Origin of the sequence: Rothia sp. HMSC075F09 (assembly GCF_001810515.1) — a bacterium.
Taxonomy (GTDB): Bacteria; Actinomycetota; Actinomycetes; order Actinomycetales; family Micrococcaceae; genus Rothia.
Window position 1 is genome coordinate 93,008 of sequence record NZ_KV801782.1, and the last position, 20,875, is coordinate 113,882.

At 60.7% G+C, this 20,875-nt stretch carries 16 protein-coding genes; 14 read left to right on the forward strand and 2 right to left on the reverse strand.

From position 1 onward, the window contains the following. Positions 1-97: 97 nt before the first annotated feature. Complete coding sequence (locus HMPREF2749_RS03910) at positions 98-1,633, forward strand: hypothetical protein (protein WP_049340639.1); 1,536 nt, start codon at positions 98-100, stop codon at positions 1,631-1,633. A 516-nt stretch (positions 1,634-2,149) separates the two neighbouring features. On the opposite strand, the gene HMPREF2749_RS03915 is transcribed toward HMPREF2749_RS03910, so the two are convergent. Together HMPREF2749_RS03915 and HMPREF2749_RS03920 are read right to left on the reverse strand one after the other, a co-directional pair. Further along, entirely contained in the window at positions 2,150-2,776 is a 627-nt protein-coding gene (locus tag HMPREF2749_RS03915) for an isochorismatase family protein (protein WP_070593483.1), read from the reverse strand. A gap of 87 nt (positions 2,777-2,863) precedes the next feature. After that, a complete protein-coding gene (locus HMPREF2749_RS03920) occupies positions 2,864-4,162 on the reverse strand; it encodes a nicotinate phosphoribosyltransferase (protein WP_070593484.1) in 1,299 nt (432 codons plus the stop codon). Positions 4,163-4,390: 228 nt separating this feature from the next. On the opposite strand from HMPREF2749_RS03920, the gene clpS reads away from it, so the two are divergent. From clpS to HMPREF2749_RS03985, 13 genes are all read left to right on the forward strand, one after another. Beyond that, a complete protein-coding gene (clpS, locus tag HMPREF2749_RS03925) occupies positions 4,391-4,711 on the forward strand; it encodes an ATP-dependent Clp protease adapter ClpS (RefSeq protein ID WP_070593485.1) in 321 nt (106 codons plus the stop codon). Beyond that, complete coding sequence (locus HMPREF2749_RS03930; RefSeq protein ID WP_070593486.1) at positions 4,711-5,331, forward strand: DUF2017 domain-containing protein; 621 nt, start codon at positions 4,711-4,713, stop codon at positions 5,329-5,331. The genes clpS and HMPREF2749_RS03930 overlap by 1 nt, the downstream gene beginning before the upstream one ends. A gap of 154 nt (positions 5,332-5,485) precedes the next feature. Further along, positions 5,486-6,538 (forward strand): glutamate racemase, encoded by a 1,053-nt coding sequence (gene murI / locus HMPREF2749_RS03935; protein WP_070593487.1) that lies wholly within the window; start codon positions 5,486-5,488, stop codon positions 6,536-6,538. Further along, positions 6,529-7,422, forward strand: a complete 894-nt coding sequence (locus HMPREF2749_RS03940; RefSeq protein ID WP_070593488.1) for an MBL fold metallo-hydrolase — start codon at positions 6,529-6,531, stop codon at positions 7,420-7,422. The genes murI and HMPREF2749_RS03940 overlap by 10 nt, the downstream gene beginning before the upstream one ends. A gap of 126 nt (positions 7,423-7,548) precedes the next feature. Beyond that, positions 7,549-8,280, forward strand: a complete 732-nt coding sequence (gene rph / locus HMPREF2749_RS03945; protein ID WP_049340627.1) for a ribonuclease PH — start codon at positions 7,549-7,551, stop codon at positions 8,278-8,280. A 38-nt stretch (positions 8,281-8,318) separates the two neighbouring features. Then, entirely contained in the window at positions 8,319-8,975 is a 657-nt protein-coding gene (locus HMPREF2749_RS03950) for a non-canonical purine NTP pyrophosphatase (RefSeq protein WP_060823621.1), read from the forward strand. 362 nt (positions 8,976-9,337) lie between these two features. After that, on the forward strand, positions 9,338-10,567 hold the full coding sequence (locus HMPREF2749_RS03955) for an RDD family protein (RefSeq protein ID WP_070593489.1): 1,230 nt from the start codon (positions 9,338-9,340) through the stop codon (positions 10,565-10,567). A gap of 303 nt (positions 10,568-10,870) precedes the next feature. Then, a complete protein-coding gene (locus HMPREF2749_RS03960) occupies positions 10,871-12,973 on the forward strand; it encodes a DNA gyrase/topoisomerase IV subunit B (RefSeq protein ID WP_070593490.1) in 2,103 nt (700 codons plus the stop codon). Between the two features lie 525 nt (positions 12,974-13,498). Continuing rightward, positions 13,499-15,070, forward strand: a complete 1,572-nt coding sequence (locus HMPREF2749_RS03965; RefSeq protein ID WP_049357653.1) for a cytochrome ubiquinol oxidase subunit I — start codon at positions 13,499-13,501, stop codon at positions 15,068-15,070. Between the two features lie 21 nt (positions 15,071-15,091). Next, positions 15,092-16,162 (forward strand): cytochrome d ubiquinol oxidase subunit II, encoded by a 1,071-nt coding sequence (cydB, locus tag HMPREF2749_RS03970; RefSeq protein ID WP_070593491.1) that lies wholly within the window; start codon positions 15,092-15,094, stop codon positions 16,160-16,162. A gap of 232 nt (positions 16,163-16,394) precedes the next feature. Beyond that, a complete protein-coding gene (locus HMPREF2749_RS03975) occupies positions 16,395-17,348 on the forward strand; it encodes a hypothetical protein (protein WP_049340615.1) in 954 nt (317 codons plus the stop codon). Between the two features lie 63 nt (positions 17,349-17,411). Further along, positions 17,412-18,539, forward strand: coding sequence for an efflux RND transporter periplasmic adaptor subunit (locus tag HMPREF2749_RS03980; protein ID WP_049352961.1), 1,128 nt, complete (start codon positions 17,412-17,414; stop codon positions 18,537-18,539). Further along, on the forward strand, positions 18,536-20,785 hold the full coding sequence (locus HMPREF2749_RS03985) for an ABC transporter ATP-binding protein/permease (RefSeq protein WP_049352960.1): 2,250 nt from the start codon (positions 18,536-18,538) through the stop codon (positions 20,783-20,785). The genes HMPREF2749_RS03980 and HMPREF2749_RS03985 overlap by 4 nt, the downstream gene beginning before the upstream one ends. Positions 20,786-20,875 lie beyond the last annotated feature (90 nt).

Sequence of the window (20,875 nt, forward strand, 5' to 3'; positions counted from 1 at the left end):
TGTTCACTTTTTGTGTATGCGTTCTGCCCTGCGTGGATTTATCTGCCGCGTTCTTGGTGGGAGTGAATGCCCAAGATATCACTCTCGAAGGACATACATGTCTACTAACATTTCTCGCCGCAAGGTTGTTGCTGGCGCAGCATGGGCTGCTCCGGTTGTTGCAGCATCTGCTGCGGTTCCCGCTTTCGCATCTTCTACTGAGTGCGCGTACGCATCTGCTCCCAAGTTCAATATCTCTGGCCAGCCTTCCGGTGCTAAGAACACCCAGAAGTTCACTGTTCCCGCTAAGGTTGACAAGATTCGCTTCGAGGTTGCCGGTGGTGCAGGTGGCGGTTCCTCGTCTATTGCTGGTGGTTCCGGCGCTCTCGTTGTGGGTGAAATCCCCGTCAAGGAAGGCCAGGTTATCGAGCTGGTTGCAGCTGCCGGTGGTGTAGCTTACCTGGAGCGCGTGGATGGTGCGGAGAACGCTCCTGATACTCCGGAAGAGAAGCGTTACAAGATTTGGGGCACCCGTCCGGCAACCGGCGGCCAGGGCTATGGTAATGGTGGTGACGTGAATGTTTACACCGTCCCCTCGGATGCACAGTCTCGCGTCGATGCTAAGTGGCCTGGTGGCTCCGACATGAAGCGTTACATTCACGGCGGTTCCGGTGGTGGCTCCTCCGCTCTGGTGATTGACGGTACCGTTGTGGCTCTTGCAGGTGGCGGTGGCGGTGCGGGTATCCGTACCCAGCCGGCTACTAACAATGTTCTGAATGAAACCCGTGAGAAGAAGGATTCTACGGGTAAGGTTATTGGTACTGAGCCCAACCCCTACTTCAACTCTAAGGCGAAGGACACCAGCACCACCGCTCTGAGCGACACCTCGAACACCACTGTTCTGCCTGCAGGTGCAAGCGCATCCGCAGCAACCGGTGACGATGCAGAGACCTCTGTCTCCTGGTATACCCACCTGAAGGATGCATCCGGTAAGCGTACCCCCACCTCCGCAATGGAAGTTGCTGGCGGTAAGGGTGGTGGCAACGGCACCGGTGGTACCGGTGGTGAGAAGCCTCGCCTCTACGCACTGGCTAACGTTTTCGGTGTGATGGGCTTCGTGTCCACCAACAACCAGGAAATCTTCAGCTCCTCTACCGCAGGTGATACCGGTGGTAACGGCTTCGACGGTAAGGGTGCAGACGGTGTCTCCGCATACTCCTACCAGCTGGATAACCACCCCGATCTGCCGAAGGAGTCTATCCCCGTTACTAACCAGAAGGCTATCGATGCAGGCGTGGTTAAGGGCGATGAGAAGGGCGGCCTTGAGGTTGATTCTGCAAAGAAGAGCTTCAATGGCTACCAGGGCGTTGTCTCCGCAGGTGGTGGCGCTGGCTACGGTGGCGGTGGCTCCGGTGCTGTTCGTGCACTCTCTTCGATTCTGACCGGCGAGAAGTGGAATGGTAACACCGCTGCTAAGGGTGGTGTCCGCCAGAATGTTGGTGCACTGCTCCAGGCTGGTGCAGGTGGCGCAGGTGGCTCCTACGTTGCTCCCTCTGTTGCTGGAGGCTCTATCTCCTCCGCTAACAACGCTGCGAAGGAATCCGGCGTTCGTAACCCCGGTTACGTGAAGGTCACCCTCTGCGAGCGCTCCTAATAGCGTGCTTATTCGAGTCGCCCTCTTGGGCTACTCGGTGGGTTAGATACTAGCCCTTCCGGTTCTCCCACTCCTGAAATCTCATCAGGGGCGGGAGAATCGGCCCCTAAGTTTTAGTCCCTCCAGAGGCGCATCCGCGCATATCTGGCAAGAGGGCTATGTGCTTCTCTGGCGAGTGGTCTCTTGGTGTATTTTGGCCACTCATGGAGAACGCCATTGAGTGATGTCTCGTTGAGCCTCAACGATGAAACCAATGGCTTTGAGGAAAAGGTTGGTAGTAATGCGCCAACCTGAAGGCCCGCAGGCACTTCGGTGTCTGCGGGCCTTCGCTATACCCAAAACACGTTCATCACGGCCTCTGGCTGTCAGAAACAGATAACCCCGGAAGGTTTACATCTACGAAGAGGCGGGGAGCCTGGGATGTACTATCCCAGGCTCCCCGCCTCTGTGTATTCAACGTCTCTGTATATTCAACGCCCGCTTGAAATGGCGAGTTATCTACAGTGATAGTGGAGGTTAGAGAACCTCAACCACCTCGACGCCCTCATCTTCAAGCTCGGCAACCACGTCGTCGAGCTTGTCCTCGTGCACGGGCGCGGTCAGGTCAAGCAGCACGCGAGTCTCGTAGCCTGCATCGACCGCATCGCGAGCGGTTGCCGACACGCAATAATCGGTGGCGATACCGACAACATCGACGAACTCGATACCGCGCTCATCCAGCCACTCCGACAGGGGAGTCTGCGGACCGTCCTCGGACGCATCCGCACCAGGCTCGTGCTCGCCGGTTGCGACTTCATCCTCGGGGGCGAGAAGCCCCTCAAAACCCGAGTAGGCTGCCTCGAAGCGGCCCTTGCGGAAGTACGCCTCAATGTAGTCGGTGTCCAGGTTCTCGTGAATCTGCGCGCCTTCGCTCTTGGCGACGCAGTGCACCGGCCAGGAGTCAACGTAGTCGGGGGTATTAGAGAAGTGCGAGCCCGGATTGATATGCCAGTCCTGGGTGGCGACAATCGCGTCGTAGCGGTGGTGGTTGTTCTCCACATACTCGCTAATCAGCGCGGCAACGTCCGCACCGCGCTCGGTGGCGAGGGCGCCGCCGGCGCAGAAATCGTTCTGCACGTCAACAATAATCAGTGCCTTAGACATGTCTGTCCTTTACAAGTAGGAATGAGTTTTCACTCTGATTCGCCGAGTGAAATTCGCCGAGTGAAAACAGTATCTCAGAAGGGCTGCTTAGATGAACTCGGTCGGAATGATCGGCTCACCCTCCGAGAGGCGGCGGGCAGCTTCGGGAAGCTCAGCCAGGGATGCTGCGTGGCGGGCGGTTGCGCGGCGCACGCCTTCCTCACCAGTGAAGCCGGGGAGCAGCTCGCCGTTGCGGACGAAGTCCACCATGAGCGGGCGGGTGTCCTCGAGCAGGCTCGGATCCTCGTGGGTGCCCAGAACCTCGGCGGTCGCAATGCCCATGCCGTTGAGGCGGCGGGCCGCACGCTTGGCGCCACCAATGGACGCCTTGCCAGCCGATGCCTTCGCGACCGGCTGCATTTCACCGGCAGAGTTCTCACGCTCAACAACCTTGTACACCATGGAGGAGGTCGGCGCGCCGGAACCGGTGACCAGCTTGGTGCCCACGCCGTAGGAGTCCACGGGGGCTGCCGCCAGGGAGGCGATGGCGTACTCGTCCAGGTCGCTGGTGACGGTGATCTTGGTGTGAGTGTTGCCGAGCGAGTCGAGCAGTTCACGCACGCGGGCCGCGGTGGCGACCAGGTCGCCGGAGTCCAGGCGCACGCCGCCGAGCTCTTCGCCAGCGAGTTCCACGCCGAGGCGGACCGCCTCGTCCACGTTGTAGGTGTCGACGAGCAGGGTGGTGCGGGCGCCGAGGGAACGCAGCTGCGCCTCGAACGCTTCACGTTCGCTGTCGTGCAGCAGGGTGAAGGCGTGGGCGCTGGTGCCGATGGTGTGCAGGCCGTAGCGCAGACCGGCCTCCAGGTTGGAGGTGCCCGCGAAGCCGGCGATCACGGCGGCGCGTGCAGCGGAGACGGCGGCGCGTTCGTGGGCACGGCGCGAACCCATTTCGAGGCAGGGGCGGTTGCCAGCGGCTGCGCTCATGCGGGAGGCGGCGCTCGCCACGGCGGAGTCAAAGTTCAGGATGGACAGCAGGTAGGTTTCGAGGACGCACGCTTCGGCGAAGGTGCCTTCGACCTGCAGGACGGGGGAGTGGGGGAAGAATGCTTCGCCTTCTGCGTAGCCGCGGATGTTGCCGCTGAAGGTGAAGGATTCGAGGTAGGAGAGGGTTTCTTTGTTGACGATGTTGCGGGAGGAGAGGAAGGAGAGTTCTTCGTCGTTGAAGCGGAAGTTCGCGAGGCCTTCGAGGAATCGGCCGGTGCCTGCGAGGACGCCGTAGCGGCGGCCTGCGGGCAGGCGGCGGGTGAAGACTTCGAAGGTGCACTTACGGTTGGCTGCGCCGGAGGCGAGTGCCGCCTGGAGCATGGTCAGTTCGTAGTGGTCGGTGAGAAGGGAAGTAGTAGCCATGTGTTTATTGTAGTGGGGGATTAGGGTATTTTTCCTCTTGAGTCGGCGTGTCAATCACTACATAAAGTATTCTTGACTCTAAGTACTGTAGTATGACAAATTACCAGCACTCTGTGCGGGAGCAGTACAGGACGAACACCGCAGTAGCGCAGGACGAACACAGGGGCCACACAGGGGCAACACATACCCGCCCGTATAATCAAAGGGAACCGGCCGCAAAGGAAACCAATGAACACTACCGCCGTGACCCTCTCCACCGGAACCCTCGAGGACACCGACCTCGACACCGCCTTGGAGAACATCCTCGCCGCAGACATCCCCTGGAACGTCATCGTCTGGAACGACCCCGTCAACCTCATGACCTACGTGTCCTACGTTTTCCGTAGCCACTTTGGCTACTCCCGTGCCCGCGCCGAAGAACTCATGCTGCAGGTGCACAACAACGGCAAGGCAATCGTCTTCACCGGCTCCCGCGAAGACGCCGAAAAACACACCCAGGCAATGCACGCCTGGGGCCTGCTGGCAACCTTCGAGAAAGTAGAAAACTAATGGCGCGACCCTTCCGCCGCACCCCCGGAGGCTACACCGCCTCCTTCGAACCCGCCGAACGTGACCTGATTCGCGAACTCGCCGAAGACGTGCGCGCGCTACTGCGCCCGGCAGATACCACCGCCGACGGCGGCACCGTCGACCCGTTGGAGGCGCTGGTCGGCATCACCGAAAACCCCACCATTCCCGCCGACAGTGCCGTAGCACGCCTGCTACCCGCCGCAAGCAGCGACGACGAGGCCGCCACCGAATACCGCCGCTACACCGAACGCGACCTGCGCGAAACCAAACGCGCGAACCTCGCCATGCTCGCCTTCGACATTGAATCCAGCGACCTGCGCCTGAACGAAGAACACGCCCGCGCCTGGGCTGCCGCGCTCGGCGATATTCGCCTGGTGCTCGCCGACCGCCTCTACATTGTGGACGAAGACACCGCAGAAGATATTGCGGCGTTCACCGACCCTTCCGAGATCGAGACCCAAGAAGAGTACATGGCTGTGGTGTACAACTTTGTCTCCTGGGTTCAGGACTCGCTCATGCTCGCCATGCTCGACGGGCTGGACGACGAAGAAGAGGAAAAGTCCGGCGGAGTATTTGGCGGGGCAAACGAGCAAGAATAGAACGAATTTTTCAAATTCCCCCTCAAACTATCGTCATATACAACCACATAATGGTGGTTCTCGACTCATCTAACCGCTCAACGGACTAAAAGGGTAACCTTAGCGAGTTAGCATAGAACGTGGTACCCGACCGATAACGAAGTGTAGGTGACACATGAGTGACAGCATTGATGCAACCAATCCCTACCGTGCCCGCACCCCCTGGGGAAGCCCCGCGCCCGTAGGCCCCACCGCCGCGGCACCCATCGGCGTCTTCGACTCCGGCGTTGGCGGACTCACCGTGGCACGCGCCATCATGGACCAGCTGCCTCACGAACGCATCATCTACGTCGGCGACACCGCCCACGGCCCCTACGGCCCCCTCAAAATCGCAGAAGTACGCGCCAACGCGCTACGCATCATGGATGAACTCGTCGACTCCGGCGTGAAAATGCTCGTCATCGCATGCAACACCGCCTCCGCAGCGGTGCTCCGCGACGCCCGCGAACGCTACACCCGCCAGTACGGCATCCCCGTCATTGAGGTGATTCAGCCCGCTGCCCGCCGTGCGCTCGCCGCAACCCGCAACCGCAAGATTGGCGTGATTGCGACGGAGGCGACCGTCACCTCCCGCGCCTACGAGGACACTTTCGCGATTACCCCGAACCTTGAGGTGCACTCGGTGGCGTGCCCGCGCTTCGTGGAGTTCGTAGAGAAGGGCATTACCTCCGGCCCCGAGCTGCTGGAGACCGCCCGCGAGTACCTGCAGCCGCTCAAGGATGCCGGCGTGGACACCCTCGTGCTCGGCTGTACCCACTACCCGCTGCTGGCCGGCGTGATTTCCTACATTATGGGTGAGGACGTCACCCTGGTGTCCTCCGCGGATGAGACCGCGAAGGACGTGTACCGCGAACTGCTCAACCTCGCCATTGAAAGCCCGGTCCCCGAGGAAAATCCGCACCACGAGTTCCTCGCCACCGGCGAATCTGAGACGTTCTCGCAGCTGGCACGCCGCTTCCTCGGCCCCGAGGTCACTAACGTGCGCCACACCAGCTCCGTGGCGGAACGCTATCCGACCGGCTCGCTGGCGGCACTCACCCCCGAAATGCTTGCGGCACACCGCAACATCACCATCGACGAATCGGCAGATCCTGCAGAGGCGGCACGCACCTCCGCGGACACCGAATTTTCTAGCACCACCCCTAAGGACGACACCTCATGCGTCTAACCGTTATCGGTTGCACGGGCTCCTTCCCCGGCCCCGTCTCACCGGCTAGTTGCTACATGCTCACCGCCACGGACTTCGCGGGTCGAACCTGGCGCATCATCATGGACATGGGCAACGGCTCACTCGGCATGCTCCAGCGCCATATCGACCTGAGCGATATCGACGCGATTCTGATTTCGCACCTGCACCCGGACCACTGCATCGACCTGTCCGGTCTGCACGTGGCGGTTAAGTGGGATCCGCGCGGCTGGCCCAAGGGCCGCATTCCGCTGTACGGTCCCGCCGCGATTAACGAGTACCTTTCGGCGACTCACGGCCTGGACCCGGAGCCGGGCATGAGCACCGAGTTTGAGTATCACACCTGGACTGAGGGTAAGCCCGTGCAGATTGGTCCCTTCCGCGTGGAGCCGTTCCGCGTGGTTCACCCCTCGAAGGACCCGTACGCGCTGCGCATCACCTGCAACGACCGCGAGGGCCACACCGTGTTCTCGTACTCGGGCGATACCGACCTGTGCGAGGGTCTGGTCAAGGCTGCGCGCGGCGCTGACCTGTTCCTCTGCGAGGCGGCATACCAGGAGGGCCGCGACGACGCCCTGCGCGGTATTCACCTGACCGGCAAGCGTGCCGGCGAAGCCGCTACGGAGGCGGGCGTGCGTAACCTGCTGCTGACCCACCTGCCCGTGTGGAACGACCCGGACATCGCCTACGCGGAGGCGCGCAGTGCTTTCTCCGGCCCGGTCGGCATTGCCGAAATGGCGGCAAGCTACCGCATCTACCCGCGCCCGACGGAGGCTCACCCGGTCACGTCCACCCTGAACGTGGTGGAGGTGCTCGATCCGCCGCTGAAGACCGCGATTGCGCTCCCTAAACCCGAGCTGGACTAGGCTAAACCCGAGCTAGGCTAGGCTAAAACAAGCTGGACTAGTGCAAACTGCGCTCAGCCTCGCCTATTTTTCGACATAGATTCAACAGACAGACACAGATCCCGCAGACAGATTCAAGGAGAACACATGACTGCAACCCGTGAAGACGGCCGCGCCCTCAACGAACTGCGCCCCATTACCATTACCCGCGGCTGGTCCCGCAACGCTGAGGGTTCCGCCCTCATCGAGTTCGGCAACACCCGCGTGCTGTGCACCGCATCCTTCACTGAGGGTGTGCCGCGCTGGCTCAAGGGTGAAGGTAAGGGCTGGGTGACCGCCGAGTACGCGATGCTACCGCGCGCCACCAACACCCGTTCTTCGCGCGAGTCGCTGAAGGGCCGCGTGGGCGGCCGCACCCACGAGATTTCTCGCCTGATTGGTCGCTCCCTGCGTGCGGTCATCAACATGGACGAGCTGGGCGAGAACACCATCGTGCTCGACTGTGACGTTCTGCAGGCTGACGGCGGCACCCGCACCGCCTCCATCACCGGCGCGTACGTGGCGCTGGCTGATGCTATTTCTTGGGCGAAAGAGCAGAAGATTCTGCCCTCTAAGGCGAACCCGCTGATCGATTCGGTATCCGCAATTTCGGTGGGCATTATTGACGGTACCCCCATGCTGGACCTGCCCTACACCGAAGACGTTCGCGCCGAGACCGACATGAACGTGGTCGTCACCGGCAGCGGCAAGTTCGTTGAGGTTCAGGGCACCGCCGAGGGCGCGCCTTTCGACCGCGACGAGCTCAACAGCCTGCTCGACCTGGCGCTGGAAGGCACCGCAGAGCTGGCTCAGATTCAGCGTGAAGCACTGGCACACTAACCCGTCCCAGTAACTAGTTCCGTCGACAAGGAGAAACTATGGCAGACGCAAAGATTGTTCTGGCAAGCCACAATAAGGGCAAGCTCAAGGAACTGCGCGAAATTCTGCGCGGACGCATTGACGGCCTGGACGTTGATACCCAGGTGGTTGACGCCTCCAGCGTGAACGCCCCCGATGTTCCCGAGACCGGCGTGACCTTCGCTGAGAACTCCCTGCTGAAGGCGCGCGCTGTTGCCGAGGCAACCGGCCTGGTCGCTATTGCTGACGATTCCGGCCTGTCGGTGGATGTGCTCAACGGTGCTCCCGGTATTTTCTCGGCGCGCTGGGCGGGTAGCCACGGTGATGACACCGCGAACCTGAACCTGCTGCTGGCTCAGCTGAGCGATATTCCTGCCGAGCACCGCGGCGCGAAGTTCTGCTGCGCGGCGTCGGTTGCCTCCCCGAACGGTTTTGAGGCGGTCGAGTACGGCGAGCTGCCCGGCGAGCTGCTGACCGCACCGGCGGGGGAGGGCGGCTTCGGCTACGACCCGATCCTGCGCCCCGTGGAGCTGAACGGTGAGAACGCCCTGTACGAGGGGCAGTACGCTGGCAAGTCGTGCGCTGAGATTCCCGCAGAGATTAAGAACTCGATTAGCCACCGTGCGCGTGCTTTTGAGGCGCTGATTCCTCAGATTGCTGCCGCGCTGACCTCCTAAAACCGCTGTCTAAAACCTCTGTCTAAAACCGTCGCTGAGGCGCCAGAGCATACTCGCTGTGCCGGTCTCGTTGCGCCTGTCTCGCAGCGCTGGTCTCACGGTGCCGGTCTGATGGGTAAAAACGCGGGGGTTGGGTACGATTTTTTCGTGCATCCCCCTAAAATCCCCCACAGGGATACCAATTAAAGGCACAATAGTGTGAGAAGCTTTACCTCAAGGTTAGTGACACCAAAGAAACTCGTCTGCTGAAGGTACCTTCGGCAGGCGAGTTTTGCTATTGAAGAGCCTTTCAGCGGGGCATCTGCCCGACGCTTGCTGTCACCGACCACGGTAGAAAAACCTGCAGCGAAAGAGACACACCGATGCTCATCCTTCTTCTGCTGATGGCACTCGCCCTTGCCGCCGGATGCTGGGCGTACTCCTACGTGTGGCGCGGACTGAACCGCCGCGTCATTGCCGCCGTGAAGGTGGTCGACCCGATGATTACGCTCGGCCCGTACGTCATGGTGGCGTGGGCGGCGTTCATGGGCCTGATCGCCACGAACATCTGGGCGACCGGAACCCTGCACACCGTGCTGACGATTATTCTCTGGGTGGTTTCCGCAGGTTGCCTCGGCTGGGCTGGATTCTGGCTACTCATGCACTGCCTGGGCGGGCAGACCCCGGGCAAACGCCCGATGTGGTGGCGCGAGGCGGTTGCCGCAAAGTTCGCCTGGCGTAACCTCTCGCGGATGCCCGCCTACCTGGGCGCTCGCACCAGCATCCTGCCGGTGGAGAACCCGCACCTGACCAAGCCGTATTCGGGGTCGTGGACTCGCCCGCTCGGTGCGACCATGCCCGGGTACAGCTCCAACGGTGAGTTTATTGACGGTTTTGACGAATTCGGGCGCAAGATGCCGCGCATCTACCCGGTGGGCCCCGAACCGACTGTTTTTGAGATGGCACGCTGGGGTAAGTCGGTGAGCTCTGATCAGCTGCTGACGACCTTCCTGCCGACTGCTCCGTTTGAGCGTCTGCGTCTGCCCGGCACCATGACGGGCCCCTTCACCTTTGCGGGGGAGGTGCCGCACGGTGCGGTGACGAAGTGGCCTCGCCGCAGTGGTGCGAACCGTGCCTTCGGCTCCTACGCTCGTCTGGGCGAAATCACCGAACGTAAGGTGGAGCTGCTGGTCGACCACCGCATCATTGCGGCACTGCAGACCACCCGCGAAAGCTACGAACGCCGTCACAGCTGGATGCTCGCTTTCACCGACATCGCAGACGGCGACTTCACGATGGACGCCGATATGAACGGCAACCTGCGCATCACCTTCGGCATGGTCACCGAGGGCTACGAGACTCCGTGGGTCTTCACCAGCACCCTGAAAGACAGCCCGCGTCTGCGCCGCAAGGTACGCCACGCCATGAGGGAACGTCGCGTGCTTAAGCAGAGCAGCGGCGAGCTGATGGACTGGTACTTCGTGCCGAAGCTCAGCGAGTTCCCGCACGGCCCGGTCACGAATGAGCTCCCCGAAGAGTTCTACTTCAAATCCAATATTATGGTCACGAACCGTCACGAGAGCTCCTCGCGTGCCTCGGGTGATGCGCACTAGGGGAGTACCTCAGCTATGAGGTGCCCAGAGTGGATACCTCAAAAGCCCACCCTAAAAATTCAGATACCCGTGCACCGGCTGCTACTCCATAGGGGAGTGGCAGCCGGTGCTTTTCTGCTGTTTCAGTCTCTCGACCGCACCTAATGACGATGCAGACAGAAGCGGGCAACAAGCCACGATAGAATAGAAGCTTAGAGCACTATGAGTGCAAGCCGGGGCGTTTCTTTCTCCCCTTCGCGAGCTTGCCGCGCTAAACACACAGTCATCACTTGCACACAGCCATCATTTGCCGAAAGGATTCCCGTGGCGTCTTCGAACTACACCGCCCGTCACCTCTCCGTGCTGGAAGGTCTGGAAGCTGTACGCAAACGCCCGGGCATGTACATTGGCTCCACCGACTCCCGCGGCCTGATGCACTGCCTCTGGGAGATTATCGATAACTCGGTGGATGAGGCGCTCGCCGGTTTTGGCCAGTCCATTCAGGTCATTCTGTACCGTGACGGTTCGGTTGAGGTACGCGATGATGGCCGCGGTATCCCCACCGACATTGAGCCGCGCACCGGCCTGTCCGGTGTGGAGGTCGTGTTCACTAAGCTGCACGCCGGCGGTAAGTTTGGCGGTGGCTCCTATAACGCCTCCGGTGGTTTGCACGGTGTGGGCGCTTCCGTGGTGAACGCGCTGTCTTCGCGTCTGGACGTGCAGGTGGATCGTGGCTCGAAGACCTACCAGATGTCCTTCCGCCACGGCATTCCCGGCTTCTTTGAGTCCGGCCGCACCCCCAAGCCCGAAGATCCGTTCACTCCCGCAACCGAGGGCACTGATGCTCTGCAGATTGTGGGTCGCGCTAAGCGCGGCGTGACCGGCACCCGTGTGCGCTATTGGGCTGACCCGCAGATTTTCACCCCCGACGCTAAGTTCAGCTATGAGGACTTGGCTGCTCGTGCGCGCCAGACCGCGTTCCTCATTCCGGGGCTGCGTATTTGCATCCGCGATGAGCGCCGCCTGCCCGGCACCCCCGGCGAGTTGGAGCCCCACGAGGAAGTTTTCCAGTACGACGGCGGCATTAGCGAGTTCGTCGAGTTTCTGGCGCACGATGAGCGTATTACCGACACCTGGCGTTTTAGCGGCAGCGGATCTTTCACCGAGACCGTGCCGGTGCTGGGTGAGGACGGCCGCTCGCAGCTGACCGACGTGGAGCGCGATTGCGAAGTGGACGTTGCGCTGCGCTGGGGCATTGGCTACGAGACGACGGTCCGCAGCTTCGTGAATATTATTGCCACCCCCAAGGGCGGTACTCACACCACCGGTTTTGAGCAGGGCCTGCTGCGCGTGATGCGCAAGCACCTTGCCGATAATGCCCGCAAGTACAAGGTGGGTAACGACAAGATTGAGAAGGATGACGTGCTCGCCGGCTTGACCGCCGTGCTGACCGTGCGTCTTGCCGAGCCGCAGTTTGAGGGTCAGACCAAGGAGATTCTGGGTACCCCGGCGGTTCGCCAGATCGTGTCGAAGGTCGTGGGTGATGCGCTGAAGGCTCGCCTGGAGTCGACCGCCCGTGCGGAGAAGGCTCAGGCGGCCGCTCTGTGCGAGAAGGTCGTCTCTGAGATGAAGACCCGCGTCTCGGCGCGCATCCATAAGGAAACTCAGCGCCGTAAGACCGCGCTGGAGTCTTCGTCCATGCCCACTAAGCTGGTGGACTGCCGTTCGACCAATGTGGAGCATTCTGAGCTGTTCATTGTGGAGGGTGACTCGGCGCTGGGTACTGCGCGTCTGGCGCGTTCTTCTTCGTATCAGGCTCTGCTGCCGATTCGCGGTAAGATCCTGAACACTCAGCGTGCTTCGGTGACTGATGTGCTTGCGAATGCTGAGTGTGCGGCGCTGATTCAGGTCATCGGTGCAGGCTCGGGTCGTACCTTTGATCTGGACTCTGCTCGCTACGGCAAGGTCATTATGATGACCGATGCGGACGTGGACGGCGCCCACATCCGTACCCTGCTGCTGACCCTGTTCTACCGTTACATGCGTCCGCTGATTGAGGCGGGTCGCGTGTACGCTGCGGTTCCGCCTCTGCATCGTGTGGAGGTGGTGCGCCGCGGCAAGCCGAACGAGATGGTGTACACCTACTCGGAGAAGCAGCTGCACGAGCTTCTGGATTCTCTGCGGGAGCAGGGGGTGTCCTATAAGGAACCCATTCAGCGTTATAAGGGTCTGGGTGAGATGGACGCTGACCAGCTGGCTGAGACGACGATGGATCCGCGTCATCGCATGTTGCGCCGTATTCGCATTGAGGATGCGGAGGCTGCCGAGCGTGCGTTCTCCTTGTTGATGGGTTCTGAGGTGGCTCCGCGTAAGGAATTCATTATTGCGGGTGCTCATCAGCTGGATGCCGAGAGCATTGATATGTAGAGCATCGATATGTAGCGTGCGGTACCTTGCGGGGCATTGCGGTGCCTTGCGGGGCAGTGGTGGCTGGCGTGTCACAATCCATGAATTTTGTGTGAGAATAGTCACGCAATTCTCGGAGATTCCGCGTAAATTCCGCATGAAACAGGCAAATTTAAGCTTTGAGCACTACTTGAAGCACCTGTCACAATCACGAAATCTGTCACCAAAATTTTGCAGAAAATATTAAAAACTGCAATATTTCACCAAGGTTCCGAAACTGCTTCTCAACCCCGCAAGGCACCATCGTGTCTCATTCCTCTCACCACCCTTGCATCGAGGGATAACGTCCAAGGTACCTTTAGCGAAACGTCAAACAATAAACGTCCATACTATGCACAGCCTACTCACAGCTTCTTAGGAAAACCCTGTACCTTAGAAGCATGAGAGACACTGTGTCAGTAACTCTCGTATGCCCTCCATCGATGGTGGACTACCCGAAATCTGGCACAAACGCACATTAAGTACACACATAGTAAGGACCTATCAATGGATCCCCTTGATTTTGGTAGGTGGCAGTTCGGTATTACCACCGTCTACCACTTCTTCATGGTTCCGCTGACTCTGGGTCTGGGCCTTGTGGTGACCTACCTGTACATTTGCTACGTTCGTACCAAGAAGGACGAATACAAGCGCATGACGAAGTTCTGGGGCAAGCTGTACCTCATTAACTTCGCTATGGGTGTGGCCACCGGTCTGGTTCAGGAATTCCAGTTCGGCATGGCGTGGAGTGAATACTCCCGCTTCGTCGGCGACGTCTTCGGCGCTCCGCTGGCAATGGAAGGCCTCTTCGCCTTCTTCGTTGAGTCGACCTTCCTTGGTCTGTGGATCTTCGGTTGGGACCGCCTCAAGCCCGCAGTCCACGCCTTCTGTCTGTTCATGGCAGTTCTCGGCTCCTGGATTTCTGCATTCTTCATTCTGGTTGCAAACTCCTGGATGCAGCACCCCGTCGGTGCAGAAATGATTGACGGTCGTCCCCGCATGACCGACATTGGCGCAGTGCTGATGAACCCCCTCGCATGGGTGACCTTCTCTCACGTCATCACCGCATCCATCCAGGTTGCCGGTGGCTTCCTGGTCGGTATTGCCTGGTACAAGCTGTGGCGTCGCCGCAAGGACGGCATCGACAAGGTCGTTGACGGCAAGGTCGTCGTTGGTGAGTCCGACAAGGGCGCACGAGACAAGAAGGACTTCCAGGTTTGGATCAAGTCCCTGCGCCTGGGCGCAGTCGTTGGTCTCCTCGCGTTCGCAGGTGTTGGTGCATCCGGCCACCTGCAGGCACAGATGATGATCCACGAGCAGCCCATGAAGATGGCTGCCGCAGAAGCTGCGTGCCACGACGGTACCGCCTTCTCTGTTCTGACCATCGGCGAGCTCGGCGCTCAGAGCTGCGACAAGATCACCCCCATCATCGAGGTCCCCGGCGTGCTGTCCTTCCTGGCACACGACAACTTCGATACCCCGGTGAAGGGTATTCAGACCCTGCTGCCCGAGTACGAAGCTAAGTTCGGCACCAACCTGCCCAACAACCCGCTCTACGGCGAGCGTGCAGGTCAGAAGATTGACTACCTGCCCTCCCTCGAGGTCTCCTACTGGGGCTTCCGCGGCATGATTGGTCTGGGTGCAGTCGTACTGCCCCTCTACCTCTACGCACTGTGGGTAACCCGTAAGAAGGGCGTTGGCACCGTTCCCGAGTCCAAGCTGCTCAAGAACGTTGCTGTCTGGTCCATCATGGCTCCCTTCTTCGCTATCTCCCTCGGCTGGATCTTCACCGAAATGGGCCGCCAGCCCTTCGTTGTGGCTCCGAACCTTCAGGGTGATCCCTCGATCCACCTGTTCACCGCAGCAGCTATCTCCCCGGGTGTTTCCGGTGAAGAAATCCTCTTCTCCCTGCTCACCCTGGGCCTGCTCTACGGCGTGCTGATGGTGGTTGAGGTTTACCTGCTCATCAAGTACGTCAAGGCCGGTGTTGTGGCAGCAATGCCCGAGCTGGTTCAGTCGCCCCACGAGGACGAGTCCAACGACAAGTCCAAGCGCGATGTGCTGGAGTTCGCCTACTAGGCGGGTAAGGATTGATTCACCATGAACTTTGATTTCAATATCTTTGCCGGTCAGCCTGGCCTGCCCACCCTCTGGTTTGTCGCCATTGGCGTCTTCCTCATCATGTACATGATTCTCGACGGTTTCGATCTGGGTGTCGGTATGCTGATGGGTTCCAAGTTCACCAAGAACGAGAAGGAACGCCGTCTGCTGCTGAACATCATCGGCCCCGTCTGGGACGGTAACGAGGTGTGGCTTGTGACCGGTGGTGCAGCTCTGTTCGCTGCATTCCCCATCTGGTATGCAGCCCTCTTCTCGGCTCTGTACATCCCCCTGACCCTCGCGCTGGTCTTCCTGATTCTGCGCGTGGTCGCCATTGAATACCGCGGTAAGAAGAACGATGAGAAGTGGATCCGTAACTGGAACATCGCTCTGTCTGTTTCTTCCTTCTTCATCGCGTTGCTCGTCGGCGCTCTGCTCGGTCTGACCTCCATGGGTCTGCCCATCAACGAGAACGGCGACCGCGTCGGCGGCGCCTTCGCATGGGTCTCCCTGCCGGTTCTGCTCGGCGGTCTGGGCTTCGTTGGCTTCGCCCTGGTTCAGGGTCTTGCCTTCATCGCCCTGAAGACCGACGGTGATATCCGCGACCGTGCCCGCAACACCCTGGTACGCTGGGCTCCCGTCCTGCTGCTGCCGATCGTTGCATGGGTTCTGACTCTGGACTTCACCACCGGTAACGGCATCTCCTGGCTGTGCACCATCCTGGCTGTGGTTGCTGTTCTGATTGCTTGGATCTCCGCAAAGGGTGGCCGTGAGGGTCGCGCTTTCGCTGGTCTGTCCGTGTTCCTCGCATTCGGCGCTCTGGCAATCTTCACCGCAATGTACCCGAACGTTCTGCCCTCCACTCTGGACCCGGCATACTCGCTCACCATTGCGAACGCCTCCAGCTCCGAGTACACCCTGGGCGTTATGACCTTCGTGACCTGCCTTGGTCTGCCGGTCGTGTTCGTCTACCAGGCATGGACCTACTGGGTCTTCCGTAAGCGTCTGCACGTGGATCACATCCCCGAGGCTCACGACGCTACCGAACTGGCTGAACTGCCGACCAAGTAGCATGTAGCTGATTGAAGAATCCCCCTAATTTCTCTTCTGAGAAGTTCGGGGGATTTTTCTATGCCCCCAGAGGACTATTCCTACAGAGGATATTCCCGCAGAGGCTGCAGCTCTCGGCAGATGAGTGGGCGCGCAAAAATTTTTGGTGCACACCCCCCCCGAAATTCGAGCGCGGCAAGGAGCAAAAAGTGTAATGTGGTGAGCAACTCACTCTTATGAAAGGTGTTCAACGATGAAGTCCCTCAACCGTAGCTCCACTGCATCCGCTCCTCGCACCGGAACTACCCCTCGCACCGGCACGCGCCGCCGCCTGCTCGCCACGGGTGCCCTGTTCTGTATCGGCATCATGCCCCTGAGCGCCTGCTCGCTCTTCAACCCGCCGCTGGAACGCGACGAAAGCGTCCACGCCATCTTCGACGCGGAACAGGACATCGTGAAGATGCCCCTGGACGATTACCTCTACTACGAGCGCACCAACTACGAATACACGGCCTTTCAGATTGCCATGAAGCAATGCTTCGCCGAACACGGGCAGAACTACACCATCCAGGCTCCCTATTCTGAAAGCGCACCCCGCGGTGATTTGGGACGAAAGTACGGTCCCTGGAACGTCGAGTACGCCCAGAAGTACGGTTTTCAGAAGCGAGACCCCAACAACGCAGCCGCCCCCATCTCCTATAACTCGGGGGAGAGCATGAGCCCCGAGGACAAGCTTCGCACCGAATGCTACCCCAAGGCCCGCGAGACCCTGGAGGCCGCGGTGCCCGAAGGCAAGAGGCCCGAGAATGAAGGGCAGTCCACATCCAGTCGTATCTCTACTGAGGCGGGTAACGCCGTTTACGGTAGCAAACTGCACCGCGAGCTCGAAGAGAAGTGGAAGCAGTGCGTCTCAGACCGCGGCCTCACCCCTCGCTCGGCAGGCTCCGTCGCCGAGGAAACCCCGCTGGCTGAGCAGCTGAGCAAGAACAACGGATTCAACGAGCCCGCCTCCGAAGAAGAGATTCGCATCGCCACCATCCAGGCCGAATGTAACCAGCAGGTCGGCATGAGCAAGCAGCTCTACGACCTGGAAGCTCAGTACCAGATGCCGCTCATCCGCAAGTACCAGTCACAGCTTGAACAGGACCGCAAGGCAGAACGTGAGCGTGACGAGAAGTTCAAGCAGTACGTTATGGAGCACCAGTAAACCGGGACGCTGAAAGACAGCACCACAAAAGACAGCGCAAAAACAGCTCAGAAAGACACCGCCATGACCACTCACTCACAGAACCAAAACAGCGGGCACCGCTTCAGCGAGCGCATCGCCCGACCCCGCGTGCTCCTGCTGCTGGCAATCCTCGCCATCGGTTCGCTCATGCTGTCCTTCTACCTGGGCACCCGCTACGCCGCCACGGGCCCCGACCCGGCCGTGCAGGCAAAAACCGTGATCCCGGTCTGGGCGAAGGTTGAAGAACGAACCGTCAGCGAGGGCCTCGCCATTGCCGGAACCACCAAGGCTGGGGAGACCGCCCCGATTAGCGCGCGCACCAACGGTGAGCCGGTGCTCGTCTACCAGAACCAGAAGCCCGGCAACGTGCTCAAGGCCGGTGACTTCATCGGCATCATTGGCGCCGACCCCGTCTTCGTGCTGGAGGGGCCGCTGCCGCTGTACCGCGACCTCAACCTGGGCGATAACGGCGACGACGTGCTCGCCTTCCAGAAGGCACTGAACTCCGCCGGGTACGCCACCGCTCAGAGCGGCACCGTCACCGAGGACACCCTCGACGCCGTCACGCGCCTGCACCGCGCGCACCTGACCGGCGTGCCCAGCGAAGGGGTCACCAGCATTGCCCGTAACAACTACGCGATTCTGCCCGGCGGAAGCCACACCGTCACCGCAGTTGCGGCAGTCGGCCAGCTCATTAACGACGGCAACCCCATCGCGAGTGTAGAAACCAGCGAACCCTACGTGGAATCCAGCGTTGAGCTCTCCGTTGCCAATAAGCTCAAGGCCGGCGACCGCGTTAGCCTGCGCACTTCTACCGGCAGCGTGGAGGGCACCATCACCAGCATTGGTGAGCTGCAGAACGACCCCTCCAAGGGTGCGGCGAAGAGCGTGCGATTCAGCGCCGACGACCCGAGCAAGCTCACTCCGGGGCAGAGCGCCTCCATCACCAGCAAGGGCAACACCTCAACCACCCTCGCCGTGCCGACTACCGCGGTACGCCAGGACTCCCAGGGCACCTACGTGCTCGTTGAAAAGGGCGGAAGCTCCACCTCGACCAGCAAGGACGCGCCCGCCACCGAACGAGTCAACGTTGAGGTCCTGCGCACCGCCGGCGGATACGCCGCCATTAACGCTAACCTCAGCGCGGGACAGAAGGTGCTTGTCTCATGAGCCGCCGCAAGATAACCCCCGACACAAGCCCAGGACGTGCGCCTACAGTTGCGCCCAACGTAGCGTCCGCAGCTACACCTGCCGCCGGACTCGGTACCGCGCCTGCTATCGAAATGCACGGCATTACCCGTGTCTTCGAGGGGAGCGAACGAGCAGTCCTCGACCACCTCGACCTGGTGGTCGAACGCGGCGAATTCCTCGCCATTATTGGTCCGTCGGGCTCCGGTAAATCAACCCTGCTCAACGCCATTGGTCTGCTCGACACGCCCACCAGCGGAACCTACAGCCTCTTCGGCAAAAACACGGAAGGACTCAGCGACAGAGAACGCGACGAAATGCGCCGAGATCACCTCGGCTTCATCTTCCAGTCCTCAAACATGCTGCTGGATGAAACCAGCACAACCAATGCCTCCATGGGCCTGCGCGTGCAGGGCGTACCCTACGGCGAGCGCCTGCAACGCACCGAAGAAACCCTAGAATTTCTGGGGTTGAGCGACCGCGCCAGCATCCGCACCCGCTACCTCTCCGGCGGCGAGAAGCAGCGCTGCGCCATTGCTCGTGCCCTCGCCACGCGCCCGCCGCTGATTCTTGCCGACGAGCCCACCGGCAACCTGGACAGCCACAATAGCGCCAAGGTCATTGAGATTTTGCAGCGCATTAACGCGACCGGCTGTACCGTGCTGGTTATTACCCACGACCCGGAGGTTGCCGCCGCCGCCCGCCGTGTGATTCGCATTGAGGATGGGCAGTTGCACGAGCAGAGCCGCGCCGACTTGGCTACGGTGCCGGTCGCTGAGGTGCCGGTTGCCGAGGCTGTGCCGGTTGCAACGGACACCCCGGCAGAAGCCACGGTTGGTGCCCCGGTAGATGCTACCACCAGCCTCGCACCGGGGGAGAAGCCCGCTACGCATCGCCGCGGAAGCTTCCTCACCGACGACAGCATCGAGGCAATCTCGGCGCTCACCTCACGACCGCTACGCACCCTGCTGCTGGGTCTGTCCTTCGCACTGGGCGTGGGCGGACTCATCAGCGCCTCCGGCATGAGCGAATCCGCCAGCTACCAGGTGAACCAGCGCCTGCTCGGATCCGAACAATCCACGCTCTACATCAGCGACAGGGACAATGACCAGAACATGCTCGGAACCTACCGGCAGGGCGAATCCGCGCAGAATGTTGCCGACCGCATTAGCGCGCTGGACTACGTGAAGAACACCGGATTCGTCAGCAGCGTGGCACCCGCCGACGTGCGAATCACCCGGTTCAGCCCCTACGAGGACGAACCCAAAACGGCGATTGGCCTCAGCTCCACCTCGAAGACCCGGCTCGAGCAAATCGGTGCCCGCATGAACCCCGAAACCCTGCGTGCGCTCGAACAGATGAACTCGACCCTCACCCAGCAGAACGTTGCCGACCGTGAACGCTCCGAGCAGCTCTCCGGCGCTATTGTGTCGGTCTCCGCTGCCCGCGCCCTCGGCATTATCCCCGAAGATAAGGCGGCAGATAACGCCACAACCGAGCCCCGCCCCGGCGAGCTACCCGCCGTCGAGTACGGCATTAAGCTCGGCGGACTGCCGCAGGTGGCACCCGGTGTGAGCATCTGGGTGGATGGTCAGCTGATGCCAGTCGTCGGCCTTTTCGACCCCGGCAATAGCGGCTACGAATTCAGGAATACGGTCATTGTCTCCCCGGGCACACTTCAGCGCACCGGACGCGGCCAGGTGACCTACATTACCGAAACCGAACGGGGCTACGGCAAAGCGGTCGCCAAGGCAATTCCGCTGACCCTCAAGCCCGCTGAACCCAGCCAGATCAACGTGGAAACCCCCTCCGACCTGCAGAGCCTACGCGCGTCCATTGCCTCGGATCTGGGCCTGTACGTGGGTGTGCTCTCCGGTATTCTGCTGGTGCTCGCCTCCCTCTCGGCGGCAACCGCAATGTACCTGTCCGTGCAATCGCGCACCGCAGAGATTGCGCTGCGCCGCGCCATCGGATCGAGTAAATGGCTGATTGCCCGCATCTTCCTCATGGAAGGCGTCATGCTCGGCGTGCTCGGCGGCTCCATCGGCGCCTGCTCCGGCATGATTGCGACGATTATTCTTTCGCTCGTGCAGGGCTGGCAGGCGGTTCTCTCACCCGGATTCGTGGTGCTCGGCGTGGGCGTTGGCGCCCTTACCGGTCTGGTGTCTTCGGCGTACCCGGCGTGGGTGGCATCCCGCAAGAGCCCAGCCGATGCGATGCGCGGCTAAACCCGTGCCGGGGGAACGCCAGACCCGCCAAATCCCCGAAGTATGACCGGCCAAATAGGTATTAGCTTGCCCAAACCTTAAAATAATGGG